At 64.0% G+C, this 23,864-nt stretch carries 19 protein-coding genes and 4 tRNA genes; 13 read left to right on the top strand and 10 right to left on the bottom strand.

Annotated elements, in window-relative coordinates:
* Positions 1-9: 9 nt before the first annotated feature.
* The 5 genes from PTE30175_RS09325 to glnA form a co-directional block, all read right to left on the bottom strand.
* Positions 10-2,910, bottom strand: a complete 2,901-nt coding sequence (locus tag PTE30175_RS09325; protein WP_150696784.1) for a pentapeptide repeat-containing protein — start codon at positions 2,908-2,910, stop codon at positions 10-12.
* A gap of 148 nt (positions 2,911-3,058) precedes the next feature.
* Positions 3,059-3,943 carry a dTDP-4-dehydrorhamnose reductase gene (gene rfbD / locus PTE30175_RS09330; protein ID WP_150696785.1) on the bottom strand — a complete coding sequence of 295 codons (885 nt, stop codon included), beginning with the start codon at positions 3,941-3,943 and terminating at the stop codon, positions 3,059-3,061.
* Between the two features lie 55 nt (positions 3,944-3,998).
* Complete coding sequence (gene ntrC, locus PTE30175_RS09335; protein ID WP_150696786.1) at positions 3,999-5,573, bottom strand: nitrogen regulation protein NR(I); 1,575 nt, start codon at positions 5,571-5,573, stop codon at positions 3,999-4,001.
* A 52-nt stretch (positions 5,574-5,625) separates the two neighbouring features.
* Positions 5,626-6,726 carry a nitrogen regulation protein NR(II) gene (gene glnL / locus PTE30175_RS09340; RefSeq protein WP_150696869.1) on the bottom strand — a complete coding sequence of 367 codons (1,101 nt, stop codon included), beginning with the start codon at positions 6,724-6,726 and terminating at the stop codon, positions 5,626-5,628.
* Positions 6,727-6,922: 196 nt separating this feature from the next.
* A complete protein-coding gene (glnA, locus tag PTE30175_RS09345; protein ID WP_150696787.1) occupies positions 6,923-8,338 on the bottom strand; it encodes a type I glutamate--ammonia ligase in 1,416 nt (471 codons plus the stop codon).
* Positions 8,339-8,794: 456 nt separating this feature from the next.
* Here glnA and PTE30175_RS09350 point away from each other — a divergent pair, with 456 nt between their 5' ends.
* The 6 genes from PTE30175_RS09350 to PTE30175_RS09375 all read left to right on the top strand — a co-directional run bounded on the left by PTE30175_RS09350 (position 8,795) and on the right by PTE30175_RS09375 (position 10,711).
* On the top strand, positions 8,795-9,259 hold the full coding sequence (locus tag PTE30175_RS09350; protein WP_150696788.1) for a rhodanese-like domain-containing protein: 465 nt from the start codon (positions 8,795-8,797) through the stop codon (positions 9,257-9,259).
* Positions 9,260-9,331: 72 nt separating this feature from the next.
* The gene (locus tag PTE30175_RS09355) at positions 9,332-9,571 is read left to right on the top strand and encodes a DNA-binding protein (RefSeq protein ID WP_150696789.1); all 240 of its coding nucleotides are present in this window, start codon (positions 9,332-9,334) and stop codon (positions 9,569-9,571) included.
* Between the two features lie 195 nt (positions 9,572-9,766).
* Entirely contained in the window at positions 9,767-9,946 is a 180-nt protein-coding gene (locus tag PTE30175_RS09360; protein ID WP_150696790.1) for a hypothetical protein, read from the top strand.
* A gap of 138 nt (positions 9,947-10,084) precedes the next feature.
* A tRNA-Lys gene (locus PTE30175_RS09365) sits at positions 10,085-10,160 on the top strand.
* An 86-nt stretch (positions 10,161-10,246) separates the two neighbouring features.
* Positions 10,247-10,322, top strand: a tRNA-Lys gene (locus PTE30175_RS09370).
* A gap of 221 nt (positions 10,323-10,543) precedes the next feature.
* Positions 10,544-10,711 (top strand): glycine zipper 2TM domain-containing protein, encoded by a 168-nt coding sequence (locus PTE30175_RS09375; RefSeq protein WP_420819619.1) that lies wholly within the window; start codon positions 10,544-10,546, stop codon positions 10,709-10,711.
* Positions 10,712-10,757: 46 nt separating this feature from the next.
* Here the strand turns inward: PTE30175_RS09375 and PTE30175_RS09380 are convergent, their stop codons facing one another.
* Complete coding sequence (locus tag PTE30175_RS09380) at positions 10,758-12,188, bottom strand: aldehyde dehydrogenase family protein (RefSeq protein ID WP_150696792.1); 1,431 nt, start codon at positions 12,186-12,188, stop codon at positions 10,758-10,760.
* A 200-nt stretch (positions 12,189-12,388) separates the two neighbouring features.
* Between PTE30175_RS09380 and PTE30175_RS09385 the strand changes: the two genes are divergently transcribed.
* The 5 genes from PTE30175_RS09385 to PTE30175_RS09405 all read left to right on the top strand — a co-directional run bounded on the left by PTE30175_RS09385 (position 12,389) and on the right by PTE30175_RS09405 (position 18,259).
* Positions 12,389-13,777 carry a spinster family MFS transporter gene (locus PTE30175_RS09385; RefSeq protein WP_150696793.1) on the top strand — a complete coding sequence of 463 codons (1,389 nt, stop codon included), beginning with the start codon at positions 12,389-12,391 and terminating at the stop codon, positions 13,775-13,777.
* 32 nt (positions 13,778-13,809) lie between these two features.
* Positions 13,810-14,652 (top strand): SDR family NAD(P)-dependent oxidoreductase, encoded by an 843-nt coding sequence (locus PTE30175_RS09390; RefSeq protein ID WP_150696794.1) that lies wholly within the window; start codon positions 13,810-13,812, stop codon positions 14,650-14,652.
* 199 nt (positions 14,653-14,851) lie between these two features.
* Positions 14,852-15,958, top strand: coding sequence for a 3-ketosteroid-9-alpha-monooxygenase, oxygenase component (locus PTE30175_RS09395; protein ID WP_150696795.1), 1,107 nt, complete (start codon positions 14,852-14,854; stop codon positions 15,956-15,958).
* A gap of 149 nt (positions 15,959-16,107) precedes the next feature.
* The gene (locus PTE30175_RS09400; RefSeq protein WP_150696796.1) at positions 16,108-16,869 is read left to right on the top strand and encodes an SDR family NAD(P)-dependent oxidoreductase; all 762 of its coding nucleotides are present in this window, start codon (positions 16,108-16,110) and stop codon (positions 16,867-16,869) included.
* 211 nt (positions 16,870-17,080) lie between these two features.
* Positions 17,081-18,259 (top strand): CaiB/BaiF CoA transferase family protein, encoded by a 1,179-nt coding sequence (locus tag PTE30175_RS09405; RefSeq protein WP_150696797.1) that lies wholly within the window; start codon positions 17,081-17,083, stop codon positions 18,257-18,259.
* 77 nt (positions 18,260-18,336) lie between these two features.
* Here PTE30175_RS09405 and PTE30175_RS09410 read toward each other — a convergent pair whose 3' ends face one another.
* From PTE30175_RS09410 to dusA, 3 genes are all read right to left on the bottom strand, one after another.
* Positions 18,337-19,533: a helix-turn-helix transcriptional regulator gene (locus PTE30175_RS09410; RefSeq protein ID WP_224788670.1), complete on the bottom strand. Its 1,197-nt coding sequence runs from the start codon at positions 19,531-19,533 to the stop codon at positions 18,337-18,339.
* A 274-nt stretch (positions 19,534-19,807) separates the two neighbouring features.
* Positions 19,808-19,883: transfer RNA gene (locus PTE30175_RS09415), tRNA-His, on the bottom strand.
* A 109-nt stretch (positions 19,884-19,992) separates the two neighbouring features.
* Positions 19,993-21,039, bottom strand: a complete 1,047-nt coding sequence (dusA, locus tag PTE30175_RS09420; RefSeq protein WP_150696799.1) for a tRNA dihydrouridine(20/20a) synthase DusA — start codon at positions 21,037-21,039, stop codon at positions 19,993-19,995.
* Positions 21,040-21,546: 507 nt separating this feature from the next.
* Between dusA and PTE30175_RS09425 the strand changes: the two genes are divergently transcribed.
* The gene (locus tag PTE30175_RS09425) at positions 21,547-22,890 is read left to right on the top strand and encodes a phosphoethanolamine transferase (protein ID WP_191628956.1); all 1,344 of its coding nucleotides are present in this window, start codon (positions 21,547-21,549) and stop codon (positions 22,888-22,890) included.
* A 162-nt stretch (positions 22,891-23,052) separates the two neighbouring features.
* Here PTE30175_RS09425 and PTE30175_RS09430 read toward each other — a convergent pair.
* Positions 23,053-23,129: transfer RNA gene (locus PTE30175_RS09430), tRNA-Met, on the bottom strand.
* A 175-nt stretch (positions 23,130-23,304) separates the two neighbouring features.
* Between PTE30175_RS09430 and PTE30175_RS09435 the strand changes: the two genes are divergently transcribed.
* Positions 23,305-23,850, top strand: coding sequence for an NUDIX hydrolase (locus PTE30175_RS09435; RefSeq protein WP_150696870.1), 546 nt, complete (start codon positions 23,305-23,307; stop codon positions 23,848-23,850).
* The last annotated feature ends 14 nt before the right edge of the window (positions 23,851-23,864 follow it).

Below are 23,864 nucleotides of genomic sequence, written 5' to 3' on the forward strand. Positions count from 1 at the left end.
GCCAAGACCTTATGCTAGCCCGACTGCACCGCCCGGACCGCCCGAGCCGCGCATTGCACAACTCGATTCAGAGGAATCCCAAAAAAGATCCCTATCGTGCGTAGTCGCGCAATGTGTCACGCCGCAGTGCTCGGCGCCCTGCACGGCAGACGTTGGCGCGATATCCGAACGAGCGCCCTGCGCCCGGTCGGGCACGCGCCACCACGCCGGAATCGTCAATTCACGGGCCGCCGGCCAATACGGATCGGCGCTGTCGTCCAGCGCGCATTGCATGGCCAGCGCCAGACGCGACATGGATGCGCCATCGGCATTCGTGTCGTGTAGCGTCGTGCGCCAATCCGTATCGGGCAACGTGGCGGCGGCATCGCTGCGCCAACGGCGTGTGCCCTCGAGCAGCGCGAGCGCCTGGCGGCGCAACGCTGGCGCACAGGCGCGATCGCCGAAGAGATCGGCCGAGGCGAATCGGATGAACGTTACGCAAAGACCAAGCATCAGCGCGCGGATCTGTTGGCCGCGTGCCGGCGGCGCGGCGCTCAACCATGCCGAAAAACAGTCCCCGATACTGTCCCGCGCAAATGTTTCCAGTGCGGGGAGAAATCGGGGCGCGCCCGGTTTGACAAGCGCGTTCAGCGCGGCATTCCAGCGGGCCTCAATACTATCGGGGCAGACGGCCGCCGCATCGGGGCGCTCAAGGGCCGCGACCAGCGGGGCGGCATCGTCGGCGGAGAACCACCGACGCAACAGGTGGCGCAACGCTTCAAGCGTGTGCGGCGGCGGTGTCGCGCTTCGCAGCAGTGGAAATGGCGCGAGGGCAAGGCCAATGTCGCCCAACGGCGTTGGCCGGTCATCCAGTGTCCGGGCTGATCCGGCACCCGCGACGCACGAACGTTGTGTGCCGTGCGCGCGGCGCGGCATGGCCTCAGGCGCGACGACGTCCATCGCGAAACAGTGAACGGCATACCAAAGCAGGCGCCCATCGCCGCCAGGCGGCACCCATCCGTACGCAGCCAAATGCAGCAATCGCCCGTCGACAGCCAGGGCTTCCCGCCCTCCGGGCGCGAAGATAACGTAACGTTCGGACAACGGACCGCCGGCGCTGTCCAGCGATGACGCCGTCATGGCGTGACGCAAATTTTCCGGCAGCGCCTGCCGGTATTGATGGCGCAGCGCCCTCCCCGCCGAGCGGATCCAGGGCGCTTCGCAACGCGCCGCCAGGAACATCAACTGACACAACGCACTGCTCTGCGCCAGCGCCCATGTGGGCTCGCGAAACGTCAGGCTGAGCGCATGCTGCAATACCGGGCCCAATGCCCACGCGGCTTCCTGCCCGGATTGCCATACCGATGACAGGCGCTCGATTTCGCTGGCGAAAACGTCGCGCGCCGCCACGAGATTCACCCCCGCCAGGCCGCCACACGCCGCATCGGTGAGCAGCAGGCGTCGAAACCACGCCGCCTCCCGCAACGACAGGGGCAATGAGCACCACTCGAGCATGCCGTCGCCCGGCACTGCGCGAGCCGGCGTCGCACCCGCCGTGCGAAGCAGCTCGCAAAACGCATCGGTCCGCATCGCTACATTTTGCGGCGGCAGCGTGGCCACGCTCATCGCCCAGTCGTTCACGGCGACGTCGAAATCACCGCTTGCGACCTTGCGGTGAAAGGACAGCGTCATGTCTGAACATGTCGCGCCATCGAAATCCGCCAGCCCTGCGAAGCGCACATCGCGCAACGACGCCCCGACGAGTATCGCGTCGTGAAAACGAACGTCGCGAAAAATGGCGCCGTCGAAGTTCGCGCCGGTCAGGTTGGCACGATCGAAAATGCAATCACGGAACGTCGCATGCGAAAAATCGGCGCCAACGAGCGAGGCAGCCGTCAGTTGGACACCGCGCCAGTGGGTGCGTGCGCACACGGCTTGCGTCAGATCCGCGCGCGTCATGTCGTTCCCCTCGAACGCCTGTCCTCGCAGATCGGTGCGCCGCAGACCCGCGCCGACGAGCCGTGCACGATGGAAGTCGGCGTTCTGCCCATCCGCGCCGCCGAGATCGGCCTGCGACATCTGCGCATCGCGAAATTGCGTCCGGTCGATCCGCGCCCCGCGAAAGGCCGCCCCGGCAAGATCCGCGCCGCAGAAGTCGGCCAGCGACAGGTCCGCGTGCGCGAAGCTCGCGTTCGACGCCCGGGCATCGGTGAAACAGGCCTTGCGCAATGCGGCCTTCACGAACGTTGCGCCGCGTAAATCCGTACGGTGGAAGTTCGCGCCTGCTGCACGCAGCCCGTCGAGCGCGGTATCCCGCAGGCTCGCCCCGGCGGCGCAACCGCCGGTCATCCGCGTGAGCCGAAGCGCCAACGACTTCGTCGGCGCGGGCCAGTCGGAAAACGGCGTGGTGTCGCATCGACGAATCAGATCATCAAAGGCATCGCCATGACACACGGACGCGCCGTCGCTGTTCCATGGTTCGGACATCGTCGACATGCCCGCGCGACGCTGCGGCACAGGTGTGCCGTGTGGGCGGCAGACGTCTACCAACGCTGCGGCACAGGCCGCCAGATCCGCGTAATCGTTCAGGTGCCGAAAACGCCGGGTAAACTCGCGCTGGAGCGCAGCGGTGTCAAGCGGCAGCCACGTCGCATGAACGTTGGCCCGTGTCTCGCGCCGGCAGGTGTTGCGCACGGCGTCAACCATATGTCCGATCAGGCCGTGCGGCGGCCCATCGAAACGCGCCAGCGCGTAGGCCGTCCAATCCGCCGTATCAGCCAACCAGGCCCGCTCGGACGGCGAAAGCCACTCAGTCAGCGCCTGCAGGCACGCCGGCGGCGGAACGCCGTGCCCATCCATGCCTGCGGTGCCGCTGACAGTACGTGGCGTGGGGTCGGACGGCTTGCCCAAGCAACAAACGATGCTTCGCATGGTGTGTCTCCTTGTCGTGTCACCAAGACAGAAGCCACCATACTGCCCGCTGCATCCCGGCTACCGGACGGGCTTATTCCTAAATGCGCGCACCCGGCGATCCATAACACGTAATTTCGTGCATGAACGCAATGGTCATCTTCCGGCGTCAGCGCGCGAGGCAGAGATCGAGCGCGTCGCCCCACTCCGGCGCACGCAGGCCGAACGTACGTGCCAGTTTGTCGCCGTCGAGCACGGAGTACGCCGGGCGCGGCGCCGGCAACGGATAATCGGCCGTGCCGATCGCGTGGACGATCGGGCGCCGGCCCAATTGCGCGCGCGCGAGAATGGCTTCCGTGAAGCCGTGCCAGGTCGTCTGGCCCTGCGACGTCAGGTGGTAAATGCCACCATTCGTTTGCCAGAAGCCGTCGTCCAGACCGTCTTCACGAAGGCCCTGCGCCACGATCTGCGCCGTGAGTTCCGCGATGGTCCGGCACCATGTCGGCGCGCCGAACTGATCGGCGACAATGCGCAGTTCGTCGCGTTCGCGCGCGAGCCGCAAGACCGTCAACAGGAAGTTTTGACCGCGCATGCCGTATACCCAACTCGTGCGCAATATCAGATGTCGCGCACCGCTCTGGACGATGGCCGACTCGCCCGCGAGCTTCGTGCGGCCGTAGGCATTCTTCGGTGCGACGGGGTCGTCTTCGCGATACGGCGTCTGCGCCGTGCCGTCGAACACGTAATCGGTGGAATAGTGCACGAGCAGCGCGCCCAGGCGCTTTGCTTCTTCCGCAAGCACGCCGGGCGCTTCGCCGTTGATGCGAAGCGCGGCGGCCTCGTCCTGCTCGGCGCGGTCGACGGCGGTGTATGCCGCCGGATTCACGATCAGGTCAGGCTGGAACTCGCGCACCACGCGCGCGACGCTGACGAGGTCATCCAGATCGAGATCGGCGCGCGGCGGCGCGTAGACAACGCCCATGCCCTGCAACGTCCGGGCCAGTTCCCAGCCTACCTGACCGCTTGCGCCGGTCACCAGAATTCTTCGCGCCATCGATATGCTCCAGGACTGTCAAAAGTATCGGTCCCGGAGCATAACGATTTCCGCGTTACGACTCCAGACCCAATTCCTGGATTTTACGCGTGATGGTGTTGCGTCCGATGCCGAGACGGCTTGCCGCTTCCACCTTGCGTCCGCGCGTAAAGTCCAGTGCCTCGTTGATCAGCGCCGTCTCGAAGCGGCGCGTGAGCTGGTCCATGACATCCGGCGTTGCCGAGCGCAGCAGCCGCGCAACCTCGCGCCGCAGCAACGGCTCCCAGGCATCGGCCATGTCGCCGCCCGCAATGCCGGCCACGCCGTGCGCGGTCGGCATCGCCGCGCTTGCCGGCAGGCCACCCGGCGCGCCAGGCATGCCGGACGCCGCTGCGCTGCTGCCCGGCGCAGACGCCGATGCAGGCGCCGGCGACACGCCAACGTTGCCATAGCTGCCTGCCGCTGACGCGCCGCCGGTCACGGAGGCGTTTACTGCCGACGGCATCTGGAATTCGGGCGGGAGATCCTTGATCTCCACGGTCTGAGCCGGCGCCATGACGGTCAGCCAGTTCGACAGGTTTTCGAGCTGACGCACGTTGCCCGGAAACGGGAAACGCGTGAGGTGATTCAACGCCGATTCGCTGATGCGCTTCGTCTCGACACCCAACTCGCGGGCGCTCTTTTGCAGGAAGTGGCGCACCAGCAGCGGAATATCCTCGTTACGCTCGCGCAGCGAAGGCAGGCGCAGCCGAATCACATTCAGGCGGTGATACAGATCCTCGCGGAACAGGCCCTGGCGCACGCGGTCCTCGAGGTTCTGATGCGTCGCCGCGATGACGCGCACGTTCGCCTTGATCGGGCTATGGCCGCCAACCCGATAATAATTGCCGTCGGACAGCACACGCAGCAGGCGCGTTTGCAGATCGAGCGGCATGTCGCCAATTTCGTCGAGGAACAAGGTGCCACTCTCGGCCTGCTCGAAGCGTCCGCGCCGAGTCGCTTGCGCGCCGGTGAAGGCACCGCGTTCGTGGCCAAACAACTCTGACTCGAGCAGATCCTTCGGAATCGCGGCGGTATTGAGGGCGATGAACGGCCCCGAGGCACGCGGACTGTGGCGGTGCAGCGCACGCGCCACCAGCTCCTTGCCCGAGCCCGATTCGCCTGTGATCAACACCGTGGCACTCGAATGCGACAGACGGCCGATGGCGCGAAACACATCCTGCATGGCGCTGGCCTGACCGAGAATCTCGGGCTCTTCGGTGATGCGTTCGTCGACGGTTGCCTCGCGCAGGCTTTCCTCCACGGCGCGCAGGATCAGTTCGACCGCGCGATCGACGTCGAACGGCTTGGCGAGATACTCGAACGCTCCGCCCTGGAAGGCAGCGACGGCGCTGTCGAGATCGGAAAAGGCGGTCATGATGATGACCGGCAAGCCGGGATGGCGCTGCTTGACCGTCTGAAGCAATTCCAGACCGGAACCGCCGGCCATGCGAATATCCGACACCAGCACCTGCGGGCTGTCGTGTTCGAGCGCCGCGCTGGCTTCGCGCGGGCCCGTGAAACTGCGTACGGGCAGGCTGGCGCGCGACAGGGCTTTCTCAAGCACCCATCGAATCGATTGGTCGTCGTCTACTATCCAGATCGGCTTCATTGTTCACCGTTTAACGTTCATGCCCGGCCGCCAGATTGCGCGGCGGACGGGTTTATCCCAGGGGCAGCAAGATACGGAAATCCGTACGTCCGGGCCGGCTTTCACATTCGATCAGACCGTCGTGACGTTGCACGAACGATTGTGCGAGTGTGAGCCCGAGACCGCTACCGCCCTCGCGGCCCGAGACCAGCGGATAGAAAATGCGGTCCCGGATGTCGGCGGGAATACCCGGCCCGTTATCGATGACATGCAATTCCAATGCCAGCTTGTGCAATCGCTTGGCGATCGTGATCTTTCGCGCGACGCGGGTGCGCAACACGACGCGCGCGTCGCCGCGCGCGATCTGCTCGCGCAGCGCTTGCGCGCCGTTGCGAACGATATTCAGGAGCGCCTGAATCAACTGCTCCTTGTCGCCCCGGAAATCCGGCAGGCTGACGTCGTAGTCGCGCTGGATCTCCAGCCCTTGCGGAAACTCGGCCAGCACCACGGAACGCACCCGCTCGCACACTTCGTGGATATTCACGTCCGTGGCGATGTACGGATGGCGATGCGGCTCCAGCAGACGGTCGACAAGCGTCTGCAGCCGGTCGGACTCCTTGATGATGACCTGCGTGTATTCTCGCAATTCGCGCTGTTCGAGTTCGAACTCCAGCAGCTGCGCCGCACCGCGAATGCCGCCGAGCGGGTTCTTGATCTCGTGCGCGAGGTTGCGGATCAGGTGCTTGTTCATCAGCGCCTGGTCGATAATGCGCTCCTCGCGCTCGTTCTTGATCTTCTGCTCGTTTTCGATCAACTCGACGATAACGAAATCGGGCGCGCTTTCGGGCGCCGCGACGATCGCATGCGTATGCAGCGGCTCCTGTCCGGTGCGTTCAAGCACCAGATCGAGGCGTGTCGTCTGAAAAAGATTGGAGATAAGGTCCGCCATCGTGGCGCTCAGCACCTCGCCATTGAGGAACACGTCGTTCCACGTCATCTGCGAGAGCGAACGGCGCGACAACGCAAGCAGCGCCTCGGCGGCCGGATTCGCGAAAACGACGCGCAAGGTGTGCTTCTCCAGCACGAGCAGCACCGTTGGCAGGGCTTCCAGCCCCGGCACGATGCCCGTCGCGGCGAGCGCGGCTTCCCATGGCTCGACGGTGGCCGCCGGCACGTGCGCGGCCGGCGTCGCGCTCGCGGGCGCGTCGGCGAGCTTGGCTTTGCTGCTGGCACGGGCAGATTTCATGTTGACTCGGCAAAAAACGGCAACAAAAAAGGGGGACGGCCGGGACCATCCCCCTTCTTCGATTCGGGGCAGCAGGCGGCCAACATTGGCCGGACCGCCATGGAGCCCCGATCGCTTGCGATGCTTACAGCGAGTAGTACATCTCGAACTCGAGCGGGTGAGTCGTCATGTTGATGCGACGCGCCTCTTCCGTCTTGAGTGCGATGTACGAATCGAGCATGGCATCGGTGAAGACGCCACCGCGGGTCAGGAACTCGCGGTCTTCGTTCAGATAACCCAGCGCTTGCTCGAGGCTCGAGCAGACGGTCGGGATCTTTGCGTCTTCTTCCGGCGGCAGGTCATACAGGTTCTTGTCCGCGGCTTCGCCCGGGTGGATCTTGTTCTGGACGCCGTCCAGGCCAGCCATGAGCATGGCAGCGAAGGCCAGGTACGGGTTGGCCATCGGATCCGGGAAGCGCGCCTCGATGCGGCGGCCCTTCGGATTGGCGACGTGCGGAATACGGATCGAGGCCGAACGGTTACGGGCCGAGTAGGCCAGCTTGACCGGCGCTTCGAAGTGCGGCACCAGGCGCTTGTACGAGTTGGTCGACGGGTTCGTGATCGCGTTCAGGGCACGGGCGTGCTTGATGATGCCGCCAATGTAGTACAGCGCGAATTCCGACAGGCCGCCGTAGCCGTTGCCCGCGAACAGGTTCTGACCGTCCTTCCAGACCGATTGGTGGATGTGCATGCCCGAACCGTTGTCGCCGACGACCGGCTTCGGCATGAACGTGGCCGTCTTGCCGTAGCTGTGCGCGACGTTATGCACGACGTACTTCAGGATCTGCGTCCAGTCGGCGCGCTGCACCAGCGTCGAGAACTTGGTGCCGATTTCGTTCTGGCCCTGGCCGGCAACTTCATGGTGGTGCACTTCGACCGGCACGCCCAGTTGTTCCAGCAACAGGCACATTTCCGAACGCATGTCCTGGAACGAGTCAACCGGCGCGACCGGGAAATAGCCGCCCTTCACGCCCGGACGGTGGCCGGTGTTGCCGCCGTCGAAGTCCTTCGACGACGACCACGGGGCTTCTTCCGAATTGATGCGCACCGAGGTGCCCGACATGTCGGTGTTCCACTGGACCGAGTCGAAAATGAAGAATTCCGGTTCCGGACCGAAGAAGGCGGTGTCGCCCAGGCCCGTGCTCTTCAGGTAGGCTTCGGCGCGCTTGGCGATCGAACGCGGGTCGCGGTCGTAGCCCTTGCCGTCGGCCGGTTCGACCACGTCGCAGGTCAGAACCAGCGTGGTTTCTTCGTAGAACGGGTCGATATAGGCAGTGTTGGCGTCCGGCACCAGCAGCATGTCCGAAGCTTCGATGCCCTTCCAGCCGGCGATCGACGAGCCATCGAAAGCGTGGCCGCTTTCAAACTTGTCGGCGTCGAAGTGCGACACCGGCACCGAGACGTGCTGCTCTTTGCCACGCGTGTCGGTAAAGCGGAAGTCGACGAATTTGATGTCTTCATCCTTGACCAACTTGAGTACATCTGCCACTGATTTGCTCATGCTATCTCCCGAAAGATTCAATCTGGCGCCGCAGGCTGATTTGCCGGCCGCGCGGCCACCCTCTCACGAACTCCGTATGCGGATTCATTGGGGATAAGCACGAAGCGTGCCACCCCCATCGCTTCAAGGTCACCTATGCTAACTCCATCTGAATACAGGGAAAATGGTTTTCACCACTTCCGCCCGGAATTCTCCATATTGGTGCGCGGCATACGATAGAATCCCGATATCGGTGCATATAATCATTATGCACCTCTTTAGTGCCCATGGAGACGCGCATTCTGGTGCATGCGGATCGCGGCATCGCGCCGCGCCAGTTCACCGCAGGCAGCGTGACGCACGCTAGAATCAAATATTGCCACGATGCCGCCACGCGCCATCGCTCATCCAGAGGCATCCCTCCCGCGATGGGCGGGCCATCGTCCTGTTAATTTCGACCACAGAGATCACATCATCATGACAAGCGCCAAAGCCATTCTCGAGCAAGCCGCACAACGCCGCGAGACGTCGCAATTGAGCTATGCGGGCGCCGTGACGCCTGACGAAGCCCTGGCGCTGCTGCAGGCCGACCCGAATGCGCGCCTCGTCGATGTGCGCACGCGCGCTGAACTCGACTGGGTGGGCCGCCCCCAAGTGCCTGACGGCCAGTACGTCAACATCGAATGGGTGCGGTATCCCGGCGGCGTGCCGAACGAACAATTCCTGGAACAATTGAAGTCGCAGTCGTCGGCTGACACAACGTTGCTGTTCCTGTGCCGTAGCGCCGCCCGTTCGAAGGCTGCCGCGAAGCTCGCCACGGAAGCCGGCTTTACGGGGGCGTACGACATCCTCGAGGGCTTCGAGGGCGACAAGGACGCGCAGAGCCACCGCAAGGCCGTCAGCGGTTGGTGCTACCGCGGCCTGCCCTGGATCGGCGCCTGACCGGCGCAATTTTGCGGCGCTTCGGCGCGCATGCTACGATGAGCCGTTTATTTGCCTGAACAGGAATTACCGGTGAGTCAGATCGAATTCGATATCGAATGGACCGAGCGCGCGTCGAAGAAGGTGGAGCGGCTCATGCCGAAGGGCACGCCGCTGGCGCTGCCTCCGATCGAATGCATGCCTGCGGAAGGTGACGTCCTCTTCCTCGGACAAGGCGACAAGAAGCAGCCGTTCATTGTCGTGGAGCGCCAGTATCACCATGAGGGCGAGGACGCATGGACGATCGTCCTGATCCTCGACTTGCCGGAATAAGCGCGCCGGCACGTCCCGACGGACGCTGCATATCTGCGCCAGGCGGCGCGGTTACTCGGGAAATCCCGGTCGCCGCGCCGCTTTTCTTGATACACCCCATTCCCTATACTCAAATCGGACAGCGGTCGGCGCCGGACATGCCGCGCGGGCCGTGATGGTTGCCTGATCAGGCATCTGCGGAACGGGGAGAGGGAAATGCTCCATCTGACCAACGCCCAGTTGATCACCATGTTCGCGCTTGCCGTATTTGGCGCGATTGTTGTTGGCGCGATGCCATGCAAGGGCACGATTCGCCTGTGCTGGCGCTCCTTGCTTGTTGTCATCGGCGCGGTGCTCGCCGTGATCGCCATCGAACTCGTGCCGTCGCTGATTTGAATGCCGCCCTGCAGCCAGCCGCCGTGCGAGACGAGACGATAGGCGGCCCGACATCATGTGCGCCGAAAGAATTTTTCACCGATTTCACCGATAAGGGTTGACCCCCGTCGGGAGAGTCGATATTATCTCGGTCTCGTTGGGGCGTTAGCTCAGTTGGTAGAGCAGCGGACTCTTAATCCGTAGGTCGAGTGTTCGAGTCACTCACGCCCCACCAACGAATATTTGAAAGGCTGCAGGCCGTGCAGCCTTTTTTCTTCCCCGCCACCGGCAGTCACGGCAGGAAGATCCCGGCTTCGCGCTGGGGCGTTAGCTCAGTTGGTAGAGCAGCGGACTCTTAATCCGTAGGTCGAGTGTTCGAGTCACTCACGCCCCACCACCCGACATGAAGGGCTGCACACTGTGCAGCCCTTTTTGTTTTCCGTCACGCAAATACGTCATGCCCAAACCAGCGCGTGGCGCCCCGCATGTCATCCCATTCCTACATACGATTCAGTCCGGACTGATAGCTACCCCCTGCCGCACCGGCTATTGTGAAAGCGTGCCGGCGCCCCTGTCGCCGGACAACGCAGCAAAAGGAGGGAAATCATGTTGAAGCTGATGGCCTTATTGACAGCGTCACTGATGGCCGTATCGATGGCAGGTTGTACGCTTGGCGGCGCAGTCGCCGGCGGCGTCATCGGACACGAGGCCACGGGCGGCAGCACTGCCGGCACCGTCGGCGGCGCCGTGGTCGGCGGCGTGATCGGTCACGAACTCGGCAAGTAAGCTACGGACTGCATAGCGTTACGCGATCAGCCGCCTGGCAGTGCGATTATGGCGTCACCGCCGCGCGGATCATGGCGGCAAAGTTGTCGCTGTACGGCGGCAGCATGCCCCACTCTCTTCGAGGATCGTGCGTGCCGGCGCTGTAGACCGAGCGCGCGTGACTGAACGCGAGGAAGCCCTCTCGGCCGTGGTAATGGCCCATCCCCGACGCACCGATGCCGCCGAACGGTGCATCGTGCAGCGCGGGGTGCATCGTGACATCGTTGATCGACACACCGCCCGACAGCGTATGGTCGAGCACCCAGTTGCGCTCGGTGTCGTCCGCGCCAAAGTAGTAAAGCGCCAACGGGCGAGCGCCCGCATTGATCTGCGCCACCGCGTCGTGGAGTTCGTCGTAGGTCCGCAATACGAACGCCGGGCCGAAGATTTCGAACTGCGAGATGTCCGCATCGAGCGGCGGATTCACCACCGCGCGCAACGGCAGCCGGCGGTTCGCGGCATCCTTTTCCACCGCTTCGCCCAACGTCTCGACGCGTGCGCCGCGGCGCAGCGCGTCGTCAATGTACCCTTCGACACGCGCGAAGTGCTTTTCGTTGACGATCGCCGTGACGTCCGGATTGTGTGCGACGTCAGGGTACATCCCCTCAAAAATCTCGCGCGCCTCGGCAAGGAACGCTTCGGCCTTCTCGGCCGGCACCCAGACCACGTCCGGCGCGACGCAAAGCTGCCCCGAATTGAGCGTCTTGCCGACGACAATCCGCTCGGCCGCATTGTGGATGTCGGCCGTCTGACCGATCAGTACCGGTGATTTGCCGCCCAGCTCAAGCGTCAGCGGCACCAGATGCTCCGCCGCCGCGCGCATGATCTGCTTGCCCACGCCGGTCGAGCCGGTAAAGACGAGATGATCCCACGGCTGCGCGCTGAATTCGGCCGCCACGTCCGGGCCGCCGGTGATGACGGCGAGTTCGTCCGGCGCGAAGTGTTCCCCCACCAGCCCGGCGACAAGCGCCGCCGTCTGGGGCGTCACCTCCGACGGCTTCAACACTGCGCGGTTGCCCGCCGCAAACACGCACGCGAGCGGCGAAAAGAGCGTAAACAGCGGCGCGTTCCACGTACCGATGATGCCGACCACGCCCTTGGGCTGATAGCGCACCCACGCGGTCGCGCCGAAGTTGTCGAACGGGGCGACGGATGGACGGGCGTCGTCGCCCATCCACGTCTCCAGGTGGTCGCGCGCATGCTTGAGCGAACCGAGCGCGCCCAGCACGTCGTTCGCTATCGAAAACACCGCCGGGCGATGGCCGAAATCCGCTTGCATGGCCGCCGCAAAGGCGTCGGCGTTCGCCACCAGCATGTCGATCACGCGTTGCAAACGCTGACGGCGCGTGGCGGCGGGGACGCTGCCGGCCGCGGTGAATGCGCGGCGCTGCACGTCCAGCGCCGCACGGATGTCGGGGAAAGCTTCAGGGCTCGCCATCGTATCTCCTGGAATGTTTTCGTTTTGCCGCGCGACTCGCACGCCATCTGCCGCACCAGGCGCGGGCCGTCGGACCCGGGCGGGTATCACACCGTATCTTGGCACGATGCCGGCCACGTCGTCCAAAGGGACGATGTCCTGCTCCCGTCGCCCGGCAACGATACGACCTGTCGCCACCTCCCCGCCCCCATACACTCACCATGCCGATTTCCGCCCCGGTGTCCGCCCCGCGCGCCGACGCCTCCCCCGATCTTCGTATCGCCGACGCTGCGCCGCCTGCACGGGTGACCCTGCGCACGCACCTCAGCCTCGCATTGCTGGCGCTCGTCTATATTTTCTCGTTCATCGACCGGCAGGCGCTCGCGATCCTGATCGAGCCGATCAAGCGCGAGTTCGGCGCATCCGACACGGCCATCGGCATGCTGTCGGGCCTCGCCTTCGCCGTGCTTTATGCCGGCCTCGGCGTGCCCGTCGGCAAGCTCGCGGACCGTTCGAACCGCCGCAACATCGTCGCCGTCTGCTGCGCGCTGTGGAGTCTTGCGACACTGGGGTGCGGGATGGCGGTCTACTTCTGGCAGTTGCTCGCCGCCCGCATGGGCGTCGCCATCGGAGAAGCGGGCGGCATGGCGCCGTCGGTTTCGCTCGTCTCGGACATGTATCCGCCGCGCCAGCGCTCGTTCGTCATCAGTCTATTCATGATGGGCCCGAACCTCGGGGTGCTCGTCGGCATGGCGGCAGGCGGATGGATCGCGCAGCACTTCGGCTGGCGTCATACCTTCCTCTGGTTCGGCGGCCCCGGACTCGTGCTCGCGCTCCTCGTGCGGCTGTTCGTGCGCGAACCGGGACGCGGTCAGTTCGAGGCGGTCAGGATGGCTGCGGCGGCGGACACAGCGGCAACGCCGCCGGTATCGTTCCTCCGCCAACTGCTCGACCTGTGGCGCATTCCGGCGCTGCGGTACCTGTGTCTCGCATGCGGGGTGGCCGGCGTGCCGAGCTACGCGTACGGCATTTGGGCGACGAGCTTTCTCGTGCGCACCTATGGGGTGTCGCTCGCCGAAGTCGGATTGATGTTCGGCCTGACAAGCGGCGTCGGCGCGATCGCCGGAGCACTCTTCTCCGGCGCACTCGCCGACCGTCTGGTGGTGCGCGACCGGCGCTGGCAATTGGCGCTGCCGATGATCGGCGTGGCGCTTGGCATCCCGTCGGTCCTCGCGTTCCTGCTATGGCCGGCCACGGGCGTTTGGACGATCGGCGGCATGCACACGCCGCACGCGCTCGTGTTCGCCATGCTGTTCAGCTTCTTCGCCGCTTGGTTCCCGGCACTGTCGTACTCCGCGATGAGCCAGTTGGTCCGCGCACACGAACGCGGTGTGGCCTCCGCGCTGCTGAACCTGTTCATCACGCTCTTCGGCGTGGGCTGCGGGCCGTTCGTCGCGGGCGTGCTGAGCGACGCATTGGCGCCCACGTTCGGCGCCGAGGCGCTGCGCTACTCACTTGTCGCGACGATGGGATTGTATGCGCTGACGGTCGGATGCTACGCGCTCGCCCTCAACCCGTATCGCAGGCGCCTCGAAGCACTGGGCGCCTGAAACATCGCACACTACGACGCACAGGAGACAAAATGACAACGACACCCCCCGTAGTACTCGTGACCGGTGCGAGCCGGGGAATCGGCGCGGCCACCGCCGTCGCCTTCGGACGCGCCGGCTGGCGCGTCGCGATCACCGCCCGAACGCAAGTCGAGGGCCAGGCGCTCGATCACCAGTTGCGGCGGCCCGACGGCACACTGCTGGCCGGTTCGCTGGCAGTCACGGCCGACGCAGTGCGCGCAACGGGTGCGGAGGTGTTCGTCACGCCAATGGACCTGATGGACGTCGCGTCGCTCGATGCCGCCGCCGACGCTGTGCTGGCGCATTACGGACGCGTGGACCTGCTCATCAACAACGCCGTGTATCAGAATCGCGAAATGAACGCGCTGCTGCTCGACACGCCGGACGATGCCCTCGAGCGCACGCTGTTCGGCAACGTGATCGCACCATTGCATCTGGTGCGCCGCGTGCTGCCCGCCATGCTGGCGCAAGGGTACGGACAGATCATCAATGTGTGCTCGGGGGCGGGAAAGAGTGATCCGCCCGTGCCCGCCGATCAGGGCGGTTGGGGCTTCGCGTACGGGGCTTCGAAGGCAGCGCTCGCGCGAATGTCGGGATGTATCAACCGCGAGCACGGCAAGGCCGGCATCCGCGCGTTTTCCGTCAACCCGGGTGTGGTGACGACGGAAGCGGTGACGGCCACGCTCGGCGACGGCGGCTGGCTCGAGAAGCATCGCGGCGCGATGCCGCCCGCTGCGATCGCCGCCGCACTGCTATGGCTCGCGACCGACGCCAACGCCGCCACGCTCGCGCAGAAGCCCGTCATGCTCGATCTGCAGGAACTGGTGCGCGAGCACGGACTGACGGCGGCCTGACGCCATCAGTCTTGCAAGACACTGCGCGCGTTAACGGCGAATTCGCATGCCCGGCGGCCGTTGCCCTTGCCGGCCGGGCTGCATCTTCAAGCCTGGAGGGGGTGTTCCATCGTCCAAACAGAGTATGCAGCGGCGGGCTGAAACAGCAACAATTACCCTCGCAAAGACCTATTTTCAGGTGCCCCCCCAAGGAGACAACATGGCAACCTCGAAAGATTACCGCCTCGGCGAGTTCACCTTCCCGCGCGGCTGGTTCATGATTGCGGATGCAAAGGCACTCGACACACACAAGCCTGTCGCCGTGCGCTTTTTCGGCAAGGATTTCGCGCTCTATCGCGGCCGCGCCACCGGCAAGGTCGTGCTGCTCGACGCCTATTGCCCGCACATGAAAACGCACCTCGCGGCGCCGAACAATACGTCGTACGTCGTGATCGACGGCGGCGGCAGCAACGTCGAGGGCGACGATATCCGCTGTCCGTACCACGCCTGGCGATTCGGCCCGGACGGCAAGTGCAACGATATTCCGTATCACAACGGCCCCATTCCGGCCGCTGCCTGCGTGAAATCGTGGACGATCAAGGAATCGCTGGGCGCCATCTGGGTCTGGCACGATCCGGAAGGCGGCGAGCCTGAGTGGGAACACCCCACCCTGCCGCAATGGGACGATCCCGCCTGGGTTCGCTGGACCTTTGACGATCTCGGCACGCTGAACCAGCACCCGCAGGAAGTCATCGACAACATTTGCGATTCGGCCCACCTCTCGCCGATTCACGGCTCGACCGTGCAGCGCTACGAAAATGAATTCGACGGCCACATCGCCACGCAACGCCAATGCGGCCCGCACCGCACGTTGGTGGGCGCGGATGGCGTGAGCCCGGTGCTGCATACGGTGACGTCGTATCACGGCCCGGGCGTGCTGATCTCGTATCTCACGGGCCTCTACGATTCGGTATTGCTGATCACGCACACGCCGATTGAAGACGGCTCCATCAAGGTCTGGCATGCACTGATGGTGAAGTCGCCGGGCGGCAACGCCACGGTGACGGTGCCCGATACGGTGGCGGCGCGCCAGTTCCAGGAATCGAGCCGCCTCGCGTTCATGCAGGACTTCGAAGTTTGGATGAACAAGGCCCCTTGCCTGAACGGCATGTTCTTGCCGACGGAAGGGCCATTCATGAAGGCGCGCATCTGGTATCGCCAGTTCTTCAATCCGCGCGCGACGAAGGCCGAGTACCAGAATCAGGTCAACGGCGTCTACGTGCCGCGCGGCGCGGTGCCGTACACGACCCCGGGCGAAGCGGCGTGATGCTTGCGTCGTGAATACGAACCTCGCGGCAATGCGAGGTTCATCAAGCGCCAAAACGAAGGGGCCGGAATTTCCGGCCCTTCGTTTTGGCGGCGCGCTTCACGCTGCCGGTATCGCAGCAAATCTATCGAACCGAAGGAGACAGGAAGATGGGCCGTTTGCAAGGCAAAATCGCGCTGATCACGGGCGCGGGACAGGGCGTCGGACAAGGGATTGCGTTTGCGCTGGCGAAGGAAGGCGCGGCCATCGCCGTCGCCGGCCGCACGGAAGACAAACTGATCGCCACGTGCGAGCAGATCAAGGGCTTCGGCGCGCACGCGGTGCCGATTCGCTGCGACGTAACGTCGGCTGACGACATCACGCACGCCGTCGCGCATACCGTCGAAACGTTCGGCGGCGTCGACATCCTCGTCAACAACGCCAACGACGGCGGCCCGATGCGGCTGCTCGACGCCACCGACGAATACTTTCAGAAGGGCTTCGACACCGGGCCGATGGCGACGCTGCGGCTGATGCGCGCGTGCTATCCGCACATGGCGGCGCGTGGCGGCGGCGCGATCGTCAATCTGGTCAGCTCGGCGGCAGTGCGTTGGGATGCCGCCAATTACGGCATCTACGCCGCCGTGAAGGAAGCGATGCGCTCGCTCACGCGCGCCGCCGCCTCCGAATGGGGCCGCGACAATATTCGCGTGAATGCAGTTGCACCGCACGCGCTTTCGCCGGGGCTGAAATGGTGGACGGAGAAGCACCCGGAAGAGGCCGCCGAGTTCGTGAAAACGATCCCGCTGGGCCGCGTGGGCGAGTGCGAGGAAGACATCGGCCGTGCCGTGGCGTTCCTGGTCAGCGCCGATGCCGGCTATCTGACGGGGGCCACGATCCCGCTCGACGGCGGCCAGGCGCGTTGGTGCTAAGCCGCAAGCTGTAGAAGAAAACGCCGGACGGCTTGCGCTGTCCGGCGTACGGTTCCCCGGCGTCCGCAGGGCCCCGATCAGGCCGCCCCCCTACTATTTCATACGAACCACGCTCGAGCACGCGTTTGCGGGCAGCATGGATTTGCTATGCTTTGTCGGGTTCCCCCCGCGTCAACATCCTGATTCGATCGCCTGCCTTCGGAAGGACACCATGGCTGACAGCTACACCGATTCCCCGCGCGGCGGCCCGCTTGCCGGCACGCGCATCATCGAATTTGCCGGCATCGGGCCGGGACCGTTCGCGTCCATGTTGCTGGCAGATCTGGGCGCGGACGTCATTGTCATCGAACGCGTCGCCGACGCATGCAAAGGCTATGGGCGCCAGGCGATCCATCGCGGCAAACGGTCCATCGCGCTCGACCTCAAGCACGACGCCGGCGTCGCGGCCGCGTGGCAACTGATTGACTCGGCGGATGCCCTGATCGAAGGGTTTCGGCCCGGCGTGATGGAACGATTGGGCTTCGGCCCCGACGCCGTGGCCGCACGCAATCCGCGTCTCGTGTATGGCCGCATGACCGGCTGGGGGCAGGACGGTCCGCTTGCGAAAGCGGCAGGCCATGATATCAACTACGTGGCGCTGACCGGCGCGACCAGTCTCGCGATACGCCCGGCCACGCCCGACATCCCGGCTGTGCCGCCCGCCGTGTCGCCTACGTTGATCGGCGACATGGGCGGCGGCGCAATGTTCCTTGTGACCGGGCTGCTCGCCGGACTGCTCGAAGCGCGCCGCTCCGGACAGGGGCAGGTTGTCGACGCCGCCATCGTGGACGGCACGGCCATGCTGATGTCGCTGGTTCATTCGATGCGCGGCGCGGGCACTTGGTGCGACACGCCCGAACAGAATTTCTTCTCGCACACGTCGCCGTTCTACGAGGCGTACGCATGCGCCGACGAAAAATTCGTGACCGTCGGGGCGATCGAGCCACAGTTTTACGCAGAACTGCTGCAAAGGCTGGGGCTCGACGACGTCGCGCCGCAAGACCAGTATGACAGCCGCGCATGGCCGGCCCTGCGAGCGCGGCTGACGGCACTGTTCCTATCGCAGCCGCAGGCGTACTGGTGCGAAAAGCTCGAAGGCACCGACGCCTGCTTCGCGCCGGTGCTGGGCCTGGCCGAGGCAGCCGATCACCCCCATATGAAAGCGCGCGGCATATTTGTTGACATCGACGGCAAGCGTCAACCCGCACCGGCGCCCCGCTTTTCCCGGACCCCGCCCCGCCAGCCCGATGCCGGTGCCGCATGCGGCGAACACACGCGGGCCATCCTGCGCGAACTGGGCCATAGCGACAGCGACATCGACCGCCTGACGGACGCGGGCGCATGTCATTGAACGCCCGCCCGTCGTCGGCCGCGCCGTCGCTGCGCGCCGCCGTGGATGCCGCCGGCCGCCGGGCACTGTTGCCCTGATCAGCGCTCCGGCTCGATGTCCGCGCTGGCGCGCGTACCGAGCATCATCACGCTGTTGAGGAAGATCCGCACGAGTTCCGTCTGACGGCGCACCCCGGTCTTCGAGAAAATCGACCGCAGGTGGGCGCGCGCCGTATTGCGGCGGATGTTGAGCGCTTCGGCAGCTTCTTCGAGCGAGAGACCGTTCGCAAGCTGAATGGCCAGCGACGTTTCGGCTGGCGTCAGCTCGAACAACTGCTGCGCGAGGCGCACGGGCGGATGCGAGGCCCCTTCCGGATCGCGAACGAAGACCGCCACCGTGGGACGGTGTTTGCTGTCGGTCCATTCGTCGGGCGAGAGCGCGCGCACCACGACGCCCCAGCCTGCACGCCCGGACGGACGGCTCACGGACATCGCCTCGATCAAGCCCATCTGCGATGGCACACGCAGCACTTCGCGCACCATGCGCTGCAATTTGCGATTGTCGTTCGCATACGAAGCCGTCAACTGATTGCCGACGATCTTGAGGCCGTCACCAGCATCCAGTATGGCGCGTGCGATCGGATTGCATTCGAGGACCATGCCGTTTTCGTCGAGCACCACCAAGCCGACCATCAATTGCACCATCGCCTGGCTGTACAGCGAGCCGATCTGCTTGTCCTGGTGCGTCGACTGATACAGATTCAGTGCGCGGCGCAGATGCGGCACAAGCCGTTCGCACAGTGCCCGATCCTCGCTGGAAAATCGGGGTGCGGTCTCTGGCCGGGTGATGCGGAAACCGTACACCGCCTGATCGGCCGCCGCGAAATCGACAGCCATTACGTGAAAGACACCCTGCGGCGCGCACCAGTCGGTGTAATACGGCGACGCCCGCCATTCCGCCTCGGAGAGCAGATCGCCGATGGTGACGAGCTTGTTCAGCGGCAATGCCGAGAACGGGCTGAGCGCGTGATAGGGGTTGCCGCCCTGGATGACACGGCGGTCGCCGGCGCCGGAGAAGATCAGGCCAAGGCCCTCAGGCGTGCCGCGGCGCACGATCAGCGACACGTAGTTGGCGGAGAACTCGGTACAGATTTCCTCGAAGCAGCGTGTCCACCTGGCGGGCTCAAGTGCAGCGTCATATATCAGGCCAAGCAACTCTCCGAAGCGATCGACGGTAATCGCGGGAGCTTGCTGAGGCAATGCATCGGTACCCACAAGCAATCCTTCAGGTTTCAAGTTATCCAGTATGTCGCGGCCTTTCCGTTATCGTCAATCTAGGGTAATCCGCTACTATTTATGGACGACGCGCGATGCTTGAAAGCAGGATGCGCACGCTCGATAGTCTGGATACCAAATTGAATGAATCCCCGGTGCGAACATCGGATTCCTGCCGGATAGCCAATGGACGCGAAACAGCGCGCAATGGGCAAACGACATGCGACAGGGGAACTTCGCGTGTGGGGGAACTGTGTCGAACGGGGAGGTACCGCTTGGAACTGCAAGGGAATTTTGGGGTGACCGATGGGACTCGAACCCACGACGACTGGAATCACAATCCAGGACTCTACCAACTGAGCTACGGCCACCGCCGTGATCAACAACAGACTTGCTTGCTGAACAGAAGCGAAATTATATAAGTGTCTTTATCGGTTTGCCAAGCGGAATTTTCAACTTGCCGCAAATTTTTTGCAGCGCTCACGCGGCCGCGAGCGGCGTCTCGGCGCCTGCATCCCCCGCGTGCTCCAGGTTCGCCTCGGCGAATGCGGCCGCGCGCAGCTGGCTGCGGGCCTCCTCGAACGCGCCGACACCGGATTTCAAGCGCTTCGGCTCGGACAGCACGCGACGCCAGCCGCGCGCGCCCGGTACCCCGCGATAGAGTCCCAGCGCATGCCGCGTGATCGCGCCGAGATACTGGCCGCCTTCCACCTGGCGTGCCGCATATTCGATAAGACCGTCTTCGATCTCGATGCGTGACTTCACGGGCGCATCCGCCGTGTAGAAACGCGCGTCGACGCCGGCCAGCACGTAGGGGTTGTGATAGGCCTCACGACCGAGCATCACGCCGTCCAGATGCTGAAGATGCGCCTCGATCTGATCAAGCGTGGTCACGCCGCCATTCACGATGATCTCGAGGTGCGGGAACGATTGCTTGAGCCGATAGGCATATTCGTATCTCAGCGGCGGAATTTCGCGATTCTGCTTCGGGCTCAACCCTTTGAGAATCGCGTTGCGCGCGTGAACGATGAAGGTCGCGCATCCCGCGTCCGCGACCTTGCCGACAAAGTCCTCGACGAACGCGAATGACTCGACGTCGTCGATGCCGATACGATGCTTGACGGTGACGGGGACGTCGACCGCATCTCGCATGGCCTTGACGCCGTCGGCGACAAGCGCCGGTTCGGCCATGAGGCAAGCACCGAACGCACCGCGCTGCACGCGTTCGGAAGGACAGCCGCAATTGAGATTAATCTCGTCGTAGCCCCACTGCTCGCCCAAGCGCGCGGCTTGCGCGAGATCCTGTGGCTCACTGCCGCCGAGTTGAAGCGCGACGGGATGCTCGAAGCCGTCGAAGTCGAGATGACGCGGCACGTCGCCATTCAGCAACGCGCCAGTCGTGACCATCTCGGTATAGAGCCAGGTATGCGAGGAAATCAGACGGTGGAAGTACCGGCAATGCCGGTCGGTCCAATCCATCATCGGGGCCACGCTTACGCGGCGGCTCGGCTTCGGGGATTTTGCCATGCGAATTCGCCGACCGTGACGGATACCCCGCAACGCCGGCAGTCAATGCCAGATCTAAACGATCATTCTACCATTTTGCGCTCAAAACCTTCAGGCGCACGGCCCACGCCCAGCCCTCGGAGATCGGGAAATCGCCCTACCGCCCCACAAGGATCCATCCCAAATGCAACAAGGACATCCCCGTGGGTGGAACAACGATCACGCCGTCCCGCTCGAAGGGCATCTCTCTGATGCCTTCCACAGGTTGCAATGCACAAGACCACACCCCCCTGCGTCGACCATCCGATAACCCTTGAATCGTATTGGCGAAAGTATGCCGAATGGCCGGGCGTGATTGCGCTGCTGACGGGCTGCGGCGCGCTGCTCGGCAGCGCCGGGCTCGAGTGGCGAGAGACCGTCAAGATACTCGCTGTCCTTGCACTGTCGCTTGCGATGACCCGTCAGATGCCGAAACGGCGATGGACAAAATCGCTGGCGCTCTGCTGGTACTGCCTGCTGACCGTCGACGTGGGCCTGACAGGAAGTTTGCAGGCCGCCTATGGGCTCTCCCTCGAATCTCCCACCGTACTCACGGCCCTTGGAAATACCCATTGGCACGAAACCAAGGAGTTTCTTGCATCCCTGTCGCTGCTATGGAGCGTTCTCTTCTGCGTTTGGTTTGCACTGTTTTACACCGCGCTCTGGCGACTTGGCCAACCACGCGCTGAAGGCTGGCGGCTTGAAGCATGTGTGCTGATCACCATTTTCGGGATGCTCCACCTCAATCCCACCGCGCGCGAGAAGAACCCGATATTCGGCTGGACAAAAATCTACACCCGCAACGCGGCATTTCGCGACGACATTGCCAAGCTGACAAAGCAACGAAACGATGCGGCGATTTGGCTCGCTGCACAACCTGTCAAGTATGTCGGTCCGTCCCGGCGCACCGTCGTGTTGGTACTGGGCGAGAGCATCAACCGGACGAATTGGCAGATCCATGGCTACTTACGCGAGACATCGCCGCGGCTCTCGGCGTTGCGCGACGAGTTGCTTGTGATGAACGATGTTGTCTCCTCGGAAGGCACGACGGTAGCGTCGATTCGCTCGATGCTGACCCTCGGCACCGATGAAATGCGAGGGCCCGGCGTGACCGCGCTGGCCCGACTTGCCGGATACAAGACGTACTGGCTGACCAATCAGGTGGATCGATATTTGTGGGGGCGTTTTGCGAGTGAAGCTGATTTCCGGGCACAAACGAATTCAAACGACGACGGACGACGCGGGCGCAGCCTCGACGAAGCGCTGCAGCCATTAGTGAGCGCCGCATTATCCGATCCGGCGCCGCACAAATTCATCGTCGTCCATATGCTCGGCGCACACCCGCATTACGACCTGCGCTATCCGGCGACATGGGCGTTCTTTCAAGACGACGACCCGATTGACGCCCAGCTGATCAGCAAAAACCGCTGGCCATGGATTCGCAACGCACGCAAGCACTACGATCGAGCCATGCGCTATCACGATGCACAACTCGGCGACATCATCGACCGTCTGCGGCAACTGCCCGCAGGCGAGGCCGCACTGCTTTACACGGCGGATCACGGACAGGAAGTTGGACATACACGCAATTTTGCCGGACACGCCCCCGGCCACATCGCAGGACATGCCGTACCCATGATCGTCTGGCCGCGAAGCGAGTCCCGAAAGGCGAATATGGTTGAATCACGCGCGTACAGCACCTCGCGCCTGGAAGGGACATTGGCCTCGCTGCTGCGCATCGAGACACCGCTGGCGAATCCGGCAGATGATGTCCTGGGCGAATGGTTCCGCGACGCGCCCCGTTTTATCGGGACCCTTCCCTACCCAGGGTGACGAATCCCGGGGATTCGCCGGCGCCGCACCTGTAACGGCATGCCCTGCACGTCAAGGGCACGTGAGGTGCTCGAAAACGGCACACCCGAACGACGCCAAAAGCGGCGACCAAAAACAAAAACGCCGTCAGAACGAATTCTTGACGGCGCTTCTGATGAAACTTGGTTGCGGGGACAGGATTTGAACCTGTGACCTTCGGGTTATGAGCCCGACGAGCTGCCAGACTGCTCCACCCCGCGTCTGAAGAATTCAAGTATAGCGCAATCCAGGTTGCGTTGCAACAACCGTGCCTGATTATTGTTACGGGCCGTCGGAAAATCACACACGCCCCGCGCATTCCCTCATCCCACGGGGCTTGCGCACATCGCGTTCGGCCAGTGATACACTCCCAGCAACATGAACCGACGCCCTCCCATCCAATTCTGCTCCGCCTGCGGCCATACGGTCGAGTTGCGCATTCCCGACGGCGACAACCGGGAGCGCCACGTCTGCCCGAATTGCGGCACCATTCACTACCAGAATCCGCGCAACGTGCTCGGCACGGTGCCCGTCTGGGGCGATCAGGTGCTGCTCTGCAAGCGCGCCATCGAACCACGGCTCGGCTACTGGACGCTGCCCGCAGGATTCATGGAAATCGGCGAAACGACCGCGCAAGCGGCCGCGCGCGAAACGTTGGAAGAGTCCGGGGCCGACGTCGAAGTGGGCCCGTTGTTCTCGTTGCTGAACGTGCCGCACGTCAATCAGGTGCATATCTTCTACCTGGCCACCATGCGCGAGCCCCGTTTCGCCGCCGGGGAGGAAAGCCTTGAAGTGCGCCTGTTCTCGGAACACGAAATTCCGTGGGACGAGATCGCTTTCCCGACCGTCGCGCAAACGCTGCGCTTCTTCTTCGCCGATCGCGACGCCGGGAAATTCGGCCTGCACACCTTCGACATCCTGCAACCCATGCTGCGCGTCTGACGCGCGGGCATGCC

The organism is Pandoraea terrae (genome assembly GCF_902459695.1).
Classification (GTDB): domain Bacteria; phylum Pseudomonadota; class Gammaproteobacteria; order Burkholderiales; family Burkholderiaceae; genus Pandoraea; species Pandoraea terrae.

Bases quoted from the DNA above. Each gene is read 5' to 3' on its own strand.
- PTE30175_RS09350 (WP_150696788.1), top strand. From the start codon at position 8,795: ATGACAAGCGCCAAAGCCATTCTCGAGCAAGCCGCACAACGCCGCGAG.
- dusA (WP_150696799.1), bottom strand. From the start codon at position 21,039: ATGGCAAAATCCCCGAAGCCGAGCCGCCGCGTAAGCGTGGCCCCGATG.
- PTE30175_RS09390 (WP_150696794.1), top strand. From the start codon at position 13,810: ATGACAACGACACCCCCCGTAGTACTCGTGACCGGTGCGAGCCGGGGA.
- rfbD (WP_150696785.1), bottom strand. From the start codon at position 3,943: ATGGCGCGAAGAATTCTGGTGACCGGCGCAAGCGGTCAGGTAGGCTGG.
- ntrC (WP_150696786.1), bottom strand. From the start codon at position 5,573: ATGAAGCCGATCTGGATAGTAGACGACGACCAATCGATTCGATGGGTG.
- PTE30175_RS09360 (WP_150696790.1), top strand. From the start codon at position 9,767: ATGCTCCATCTGACCAACGCCCAGTTGATCACCATGTTCGCGCTTGCC.
- PTE30175_RS09385 (WP_150696793.1), top strand. From the start codon at position 12,389: ATGCCGATTTCCGCCCCGGTGTCCGCCCCGCGCGCCGACGCCTCCCCC.
- PTE30175_RS09325 (WP_150696784.1), bottom strand. From the start codon at position 2,910: ATGCGAAGCATCGTTTGTTGCTTGGGCAAGCCGTCCGACCCCACGCCA.
- PTE30175_RS09405 (WP_150696797.1), top strand. From the start codon at position 17,081: ATGGCTGACAGCTACACCGATTCCCCGCGCGGCGGCCCGCTTGCCGGC.
- PTE30175_RS09380 (WP_150696792.1), bottom strand. From the start codon at position 12,188: ATGGCGAGCCCTGAAGCTTTCCCCGACATCCGTGCGGCGCTGGACGTG.
- PTE30175_RS09375 (WP_420819619.1), top strand. From the start codon at position 10,544: ATGGCCTTATTGACAGCGTCACTGATGGCCGTATCGATGGCAGGTTGT.
- glnA (WP_150696787.1), bottom strand. From the start codon at position 8,338: ATGAGCAAATCAGTGGCAGATGTACTCAAGTTGGTCAAGGATGAAGAC.
- PTE30175_RS09395 (WP_150696795.1), top strand. From the start codon at position 14,852: ATGGCAACCTCGAAAGATTACCGCCTCGGCGAGTTCACCTTCCCGCGC.
- PTE30175_RS09400 (WP_150696796.1), top strand. From the start codon at position 16,108: ATGGGCCGTTTGCAAGGCAAAATCGCGCTGATCACGGGCGCGGGACAG.